This is a genomic window from Pedobacter sp., from assembly GCF_035566355.1.
In the GTDB taxonomy this organism is placed as follows: Bacteria; Bacteroidota; Bacteroidia; order Sphingobacteriales; family Sphingobacteriaceae; genus Pedobacter.
The window spans coordinates 1-8,213 of sequence record NZ_DATMRL010000053.1; the positions used below are offsets into that span (position 1 = coordinate 1).

General features: G+C 38.6%; 5 protein-coding genes and 1 pseudogene. All 6 read left to right on the top strand.

Annotated features, from left to right (window positions below; all coding sequences use genetic code 11):
* Positions 1-771, top strand: a 771-nt coding sequence (locus VNZ46_RS01880; RefSeq protein ID WP_325558371.1) for an AraC family transcriptional regulator, incomplete at its 5' end; no start/stop codon positions are given.
* An 89-nt stretch (positions 772-860) separates the two neighbouring features.
* The gene (locus VNZ46_RS01885; RefSeq protein WP_325558372.1) at positions 861-1,475 is read left to right on the top strand and encodes an RNA polymerase sigma-70 factor; all 615 of its coding nucleotides are present in this window, start codon (positions 861-863) and stop codon (positions 1,473-1,475) included.
* 68 nt (positions 1,476-1,543) lie between these two features.
* A complete protein-coding gene (locus VNZ46_RS01890) occupies positions 1,544-2,758 on the top strand; it encodes a FecR family protein (protein WP_325558373.1) in 1,215 nt (404 codons plus the stop codon).
* Between the two features lie 292 nt (positions 2,759-3,050).
* Entirely contained in the window at positions 3,051-6,488 is a 3,438-nt protein-coding gene (locus VNZ46_RS01895) for a SusC/RagA family TonB-linked outer membrane protein (protein WP_325558374.1), read from the top strand.
* A 4-nt stretch (positions 6,489-6,492) separates the two neighbouring features.
* Complete coding sequence (locus tag VNZ46_RS01900) at positions 6,493-7,947, top strand: RagB/SusD family nutrient uptake outer membrane protein (protein ID WP_325558375.1); 1,455 nt, start codon at positions 6,493-6,495, stop codon at positions 7,945-7,947.
* Between the two features lie 25 nt (positions 7,948-7,972).
* A pseudogene (locus tag VNZ46_RS01905) lies at positions 7,973-8,213 on the top strand (hypothetical protein); the annotation flags it as partial.

Sequence of the window (8,213 nt, forward strand, 5' to 3'; positions counted from 1 at the left end):
ATCATTGAAGGAAAGGGCACCCGCATGGTAAACGATAACCAATATCCTTATGATAAAGGTGGTATATTTCTGTTCACTCCGATGGACTGCAGAGGTTTTGAAAGTTGTACACCTACGCGTTTTTGTTCCATCCGCTTTTCAGGTACCTTTCTTGAACAGTACAGAGGCAAACATGAGCGGGAAAATCTATTGCTTTGGTTAAAAAAACTTGAAAACATCTTCACTCACCACAATCGGTTTGAACGTCTGCTCATCAGAAGTGATGCAGATTGCCAGATGATCTCATCATTGATCGGAAATATGATCTCCGAATATGCAAATAAGGATGTTTACCATCGCGAAAACCTTCAGCTAATGGTGACCATGGTGTTGAATGTTATATCCCGGAATGTCGCCAAGGTACCTGTAACAAGTCCGGATAAACAGTATCCGGAACCCCTGATTAATAGCATTATCATTTATATTAATCAAAATATCAATATTCCTCAAAAATTGAGGATTAAGCATCTTGCCCAGCAGTTCAATTTATCAGCAAGTTATGTTGGAGAGTATTTTAAGAAACTTACAGGAGAAAGTTTACACTGTTACATCACGCAATACAGAATGAATATGGTGGAAGAACGACTCCATTTCAGTAGTTATCCTATTGGGCAGATTGCCCAGGAACTGGGCTTTTCGGATGAAAGCCATTTAAGCAGGCAGTTCAAAAAGAGCAAAGGGATTACCCCGGCTGAATTTAGAAAGTCATTTATTAAGCAGCCATCAATTTGATTGCTTTTTATCGGATAGCAGTTATACAAATGTTATCTTAAATTTATTATGTTTGAGTGTACATTAATTTAAGCAGATAAAATATTGGAATGAAGAGTAAAGTTGTAACTGCGCTGGAAGAGGAACATTTGTTGCTTCAGGAGGCCTCTTTGGGCTGTCGCACTGCGTTTACAACATTATATACCTTTTATCTTCCTAAATTGTATAAATATATTTTTCCATTTGTCCGGTATTCCAAAGAGGATACAGAAGAGATTCTTCATGATATGTTTATGAAAATATGGGAAAGGAAGGAAGATTTATCAGCGATAAAATCTTTCAATAGTTATCTGTACCGCATGGCCAGAAACAAGCTGATCAATATTCATGAACACAGTAAGGTTAGGCGAAAAGCTATAGATTATATTTTTCAACACAGTGAGCTCGCAGGGAATACTACCGATGAGAACTTCATTTATTCTCAGTATAATGAGGTTATTCAGCGTGCTATAGATACACTGCCACCAAAACGGAAACGTGTATTTGAAATGAGTACACACGAAGAACTTTCACAGGATGAGATTGCTGAAACGTTGAATATCTCTAAATCTATGGTCAAGAAACAGTTGTATGCTGCTACCAGATATGTAAAAGAATACCTTAAAGTACATGCAGACCTCACGGCATTTATTGCCCTTTGTTTTTCCGTAGGGATACGACATTAAATTTTTTTTGCATCCGGGGTATCTAATCTTAAACTCTTCCTGTCTCACTATTAAATGGGTTTATTGTCATGAATTTGCAGGAAGTAAAAGAATTATTAGAATTAATGTCATCAGGGAACTGTACAAAGCAACAGGAAGATGCTTTCATGGAATGGCTTAGTAGTGCTGATAAGTCTGAATTTCTGACGGTTCTGAGCTGGTGGGAGGAAATGCTGGAGCAAAGAAATGACCATGGGAATGCAGATGCCGGATTGATTTCAAGAATAGAGCATGGACTAAATCATATTGAAACACCTGTAATCCCCTTCCAGGAAAAAAAGCAGGAGCCTCAGCGAAGGAGCTTTAAGGTGGCATTGGCTATTGCCGCTTCTTTACTTACAGTTTTGTCTGCAGCTTTGTTTTTTTATTACACTAAGAATAATGCTCCGGTTTATCATCAAATCAGTCGGAGTCAGATTTCAAATGATATTAAACCTGGCGGAAATAAGGCCGTATTGACGCTCGGTGATGGAACTAAAGTAGATCTTAATAATGTCCACGCTGGTGGTGTCGTCGCAAATCAAGCTGGGATCAGGATTGTTAAGAATAAGGACGGCCAATTGGTTTATAATGTTGTTAGCAATAAAGCACCGAATACAGCCGGCTTATACAATACGATACAAACGCCTTTAGGTGGGCAGTACCAGGTAAATCTTCCTGATGGAAGCAGGGTGTGGCTGAATGCGGCATCTTCGTTAAGATATCCGGTGAATTTTGACGGCAATGAGCGGAGCGTAGAATTGACGGGCGAGGGGTATTTTGAGGTTGCTAAGAATAAAGAAAAGCCATTTAAGGTCCAGACTAAAAATCAGGTTGTTGAAGTTTTGGGAACCCATTTTAATATCAATAGTTATGAAGAAGAAGACCATACAAAAACCTCTTTACTGGAAGGGAGCGTAAGCGTCAGGTCTTTAATTAATAAAAAAACAATTGTTTTAATTCCCGGACAGCAAGCGCAGCTTAACGATTATACCATGCATGTGAAAGAGGTGGATGTGAATGAGGTGGCCTCATGGAAAGATGGTTACTTTGTTTTTAATAATGAAAGTGCAGCAACGGTGATGCGTAAAATAGCACGCTGGTACAACCTGGAAGTCATTTATGAAAATAACATAGGTAATATAGATTTTGCAGGTTCAGTAGCCCGCTATCAAAATGTTTCTGAAATTATTAAAACACTGGAATTAACCGGTCTGGTGCATTTTAAACTGGAAGGTAGAAAGCTTACTGTAATTGCAAATTAATCTTCCCTATGAAAAATAAATAAAAATAACCTAATCAACAAACCTAAACCAAATCATATGAAGAGATAACGACCCACCACACAATGGTTATCTGGATAAAAAACCGGGAGGTGCTTGGAACCACCTCCCCGGTATGTTTGTCTGGACCGTACCAAATGAATTTTCGAAGACCATTTATTGTTAATCCAAACTAAACAAAAGTATGAATAAAAATATTCATTGCCGACCGGCTTATGAACATAGTCGGCTATATAATAAAAGACAGATCATCATGCGCATAAAACTGACCGTTATGATAATGATTACTGCATTTTTACAGGTAAGTGCAAGCAGTTTTGCTCAGAATATCACCCTATCTGAAAAGAATGCATCTTTGGAGCAGCTTTTTGTTAAAATCAAGAAGCAAAGCGGATATACATTTTTGTATAGTCTGCAGCTGATAAAAAAGACTAAGCCAGTTTCACTTACAGTAACAAATGCACCTTTAATTTCAGTACTGGAGAAGTGTTTTGAAGGACAACCACTAACATTTGCAATTAATCAGAATACAATTGTTGTTCGAAAGCGAGAAGAGCAATCAACCCTGGCCGACATTCAGCTCAAGCGATTTAAAGGACAAGTCATTGATGCTAAAGGCTTACCCTTACCGGGGGTAACAATTAAAATAAAGAATAAGAATACGACAAAAATCAGTGATAGAAGCGGTGAGTTCAGCATAGATGTTGAAGATGATGATGTGTTGGTTTTAACTTATATAGGCTATAAAAGAAAAGAAGTCGCTGTCAGAGGAATCGAGACTTTAAGGATTACCCTGGAAGAGGATGAATCCAAACTGAAGGACGTAGTCGTTATTGGTTATGGTAAACAGGATAAGCACATCAACCCAAGTTCTATTAGTCACGTTGATGGAGAAAAACTACAAAATAGGCCGAGCGGTTCTATTGAAGGTTTGTTGCAAGGACTCGCACCGGGATTAATCGTTCAAAACAATTCTGGTCAACCCGGAGGAAGAAGTAATATTTCAATTAGAGGTTTGTCAGACTTTTCCAGTTCTGCAAATTCTAATGTGGTCAGTACGCCATTATTTATTATTGATGGGGTACCGTTGGATCAGGATACTTTTAATCCATCAAATCCCAGACAAGCTATTTCGAGTGTTTTAGGCGGATTAAATCCTTTTGATGTAGAAAGTGTAGACGTATTAAAGGATGCGGCTGCAACAGCTATTTATGGTTCAAGAGGCGCTAACGGCGTAATTATCATTACAACAAAGCGTGGCAAGGCAGGTAAACCCGTTGTAACTTTAAATACACAATTCGGTGGCAGTACACCACCTCAGCTTCGAAAAACATATGGCGGAGCGGCAGAACGTAATTTCAAATTGAATTTGTTTAATGCCTACCAGAGTTCGAAAGTTGGTGGTGGAACATCTAGCCCTCCAATTGAATTAACAGATAGTTTGAACAGCTTCTATAATAATTCTACCAACTGGCAAGACCTCTATTTTAGAAATGCTGCATTATATAGTGTTAACCTTGGCGTTAGCGGTGCAACCGAAAATGCGAGCTATCGTTTAGGTGCAGATTATTATAGTGAAAATGGGGTTGTATTAAGTTCTGGTTATAAACGATATTCGTTAACCTATCAAGGTGTTTTTAACCCAACAAAAAAGTTAACAATTACGGGTAGGGTAAATGTGAATCAACAAGATGCTAGCCAGCGTCGTGGAGATACCTTTAATGCTGCTGTAATTGGTAATAATTTTTCTTCTTCATTTCAGCCCGGGCCCAGTTCGGGTTATTATGATGCCTTTTTAGAGTCTTATAACAAAGGTGTTAATATTGATTTAACGAGAAACTTATCCGCTCAATTAGAAGGAAGTTTGGACATCACGGATTATCTTAACGTATCATCCAGAGGTTCAGCACGCTATCAGTTCTATCGTACAAGAAATTTTAACCCATCGGCAGCAAATGTAAACGGTAAGGCATCAGCGTCTTATTATGCTCAGGAAACCTTAGATCTTTTGAGTGAGACCAATATTAGATTGCATCATACTTTTGCCAGTGGGCATACTTTTGATTTCTTAGTTGGTAATACGATCAACACCAATAGCAATGATAACATTTATGGGAGTGGCGTAAATGGACCAAATGATGCTCAGCAAGTTATTCAAGGTTATTCCCAATCAGATATTTCATTACAAACCAATAACATTACCTACGGGCTGCTATCCTATTATTCAAGGTTGTCCTACGATTTTAATAAGAAATACATTATTCAAGGTGTAATCAGGAAAGACGGTTCATCTAAGTTTGGTAAAGATAAGCAATGGGGTACTTTCTTGTCTACCTCTGCAGCATGGGTTTTTACCAAAGAAAATTTCTTTATAAACAATGTGGGTAACTGGTTTAACTTTGGTAAGTTAAGAGGAAGTATTGGTAAAGCCGGACAGCAATATCAGGATAATTATCTGGCTTTAGGTGCTTATAACACGGGAGCAGGTAGCGGTGCTCTTGGAACCTATAATGGTTCGCCAATATTGGCGCCAAATTACGCAGGAGCTAACGGCTTGCAGATTCCGGATTTAACCTGGCAAACTTCCAAAGACTATGGACTAGGTTTAGATTTAGAATTTTTTAAAAGCCGTCTAACTGCAACATTTGATTATTACCATAAAGCAAAAGACGGATTCTTGTTTACAACTCCTTTAAGCAGCACAAGTGGATATGCTCAAAAAAGTGTCAATAGCGGCGCCGTACTGAATACAGGTTTTGAGGCTGGAATTACAGGATACTTGACCGCACCAGATAAAAGGTTGCAATACAGCATGACCTTAATAGCCACAACGAATAAAAATCAGCTGACCAAACTTCCAGACTTCGGCAGAAGTATTTCGAGAACAGGTTATACCATTGGACAACCCTATTTGCAGATTGGTAAGCCATTAAATGGATTTTATTTACTGGAATATCTGGGCGTTTTTCCTGATGAAGCCTCTGTGCCTATTAATCCTTATACTGGAGGTAAATTGCGTCCAGTGGGGCCTTTTGCATCTCAGGATCCGTACCATGCAGGAGATATTCATTTACGCGACGTAGACGGAGACGGCCGAATCGATGGAAGCGGAAATAGTGACAGAGTTTATATGGGCGATCCTAACCCTAAAGTTACCGGAAGCTTTTCAAATAATATTTCTTTTCGTTTAAAAAACAATTCATCAATTCAGCTGAGCTTTCTCCTAAACTACTCTATAGGTAATAAAGTGTATAATAAAGTGTTGGCAGATCGAATCAAGTCGGTAAGCTGGACAGCCAGTAACAATGTAAATTATCCTGGAGGGCAAAGCAATTTGCTAGATGTGTCTGACCTTGACGTATGGACACCAACGCATACCAATGCGAAATATCCTGTACTCAACCCTTGGCGCTATTACCTTTTCTCCAGCTACGATTTTATAGGTAACTATGAAACGAATACTTCGTTGTTTTTAGAAGATGGAAGCTTTGTAAGGTTAAGTAATATTACTTTCGGATACGATTTTTCACCTAAGTTTTTACAAAGAGCTAAAATTAGAAGATTACGTGTTTTTGGTGGATTGGAGAATGTTTTTATCCTCACCAAATACCATGGAGTTGATCCCGAAAACGTAGACAACTTTGGTTATGATATTGGTAACGGATACCCTGTTCCGAAGAAATTTAATATAGGTTTCAACTTTGAATTTTAATCTTATGAAAAAAAATAATTTAGGAAAAATAGCAGGTCTATTTTTGATATACAGTTTACTGATCTTTTCATGCAAAAAAGTGCTGAATCCGGAAGTAATACAAGTACCGACGGCAGGAAATGCTATTCAAACAGCGGCTGATGTTGATAAAGCTGTGGCTGCCGCGTACTCCTTTTTACGTACAGTATTGCCAGATAAAGTATTTCTATTGGGCGATGTGCGGGCAAATACATTCGAAAGTTATAACCAATCGAGCAATACCAGACCGGAAACTTTAATTGCTACCAATACGATTACGCCGCTTTTAAACAATGGTGGTGGAGATTGGAGTGGATTTTATAGAGTTATTGCGCAATGTAATTTGGTGTTAGAGAAAATTCCTACGATTCAAAATTATGACCAGGCCGCTAAACGCAGGAGTTTGGGCGAAGCCAGCTTTTTAAGAGGGTTAACCTATTTTTATCTTACCCGTTTTTGGGGGGATGTTCCAATGAACCTTAGTTCGGTGGATATCGATAATATTCCCAGAATGCCACAGGCCCAAGTCTATGACCAGATTAAAAAGGATTTAGATGTAGCAAGTGCCAATCTTCTGCCTGCATATTCTGCCGGAGATAAGGCGGTTAGAGCAACAAAAGGTGCTGCCTGGGCAATAAAGGCACATGTGTTGGCCTGGTTACAAGATTATAGTGGTTCGGAAAAACTTTGCGACAGCGTAATTAATAACGGACAATACAGCCTGATTACGGATACAACGCAGTTGTTAAAAATCTTTATTGGAAAATCTCAGGAAGGTATTTTTGAATTAAATTTCGATGCCAGCTTAAAAGAAGTACAAAAAAATAAGGTGTACAATCGTACGTTAGGAAGACCCTGGTATACCGATCAGTCAGATGGTGGGGGTGGTACAGAATTATACCTACTATGTCCACCACCTGCATTGCTTACACAAATGTTTCCTGCTGGAGAAGTAGATGGACGTAAGTCTACCTGGTTAACGAATTCGCCTAAAAATAATTCCCCTGCCCGTCCATACTTAGGCAAGTACAGAACTTTACAGGTGCAAGGTGATACTACCTCTCAAAATATCAACGAATCCAACATTATCATTACCCGTTTGGCTGATATTATGTTGCTAAGGGCAGAAGCTTTGGCAAGCACGCAAGTCAATAGACCAGCAGACGCCATAACTTGGTTAAATAAAGTAAGAGCAAGGGCAAAAGCCAGATTGTATACCAGTGGAGGCAATCTTCAAGACACTATTTTGCTGGAGCGTAGAAAAGAACTACTGGGCGAAGGGCAAATATTTTTTGATTACGTTAGAACCAGAAAACTTGCTGCCTATTCGAAAATAACACAGGCAGATTGGTATACGAAAGGCGCATGGTTGCTGCCAATCAATCAGACTTTAATCTCTCAAAGTGGATTCGTAATCACTCAAAATAGCTTCTGGCAATAATGGTTAAATTTTATTTAAGATTAGTATGAAAAATTATATATCAAAAAAGAACATCATCATAGTCTTTGGCTTTGTATGTTTCGCAATTGCTTCCTGCCAAAAGAAAGACTATTTTAATGATGGTGGACTATCGAAGCAATCGGACGCGGAAAAAAACATGAGTACCTATGATTTTTTGGCGAGCAGAAAGAATCACATGTTCGATTCCCTGGTTAAAATCATTGACCTGACAAATGGAAAAGTGCTTGTTAATCAAGCTAATATTA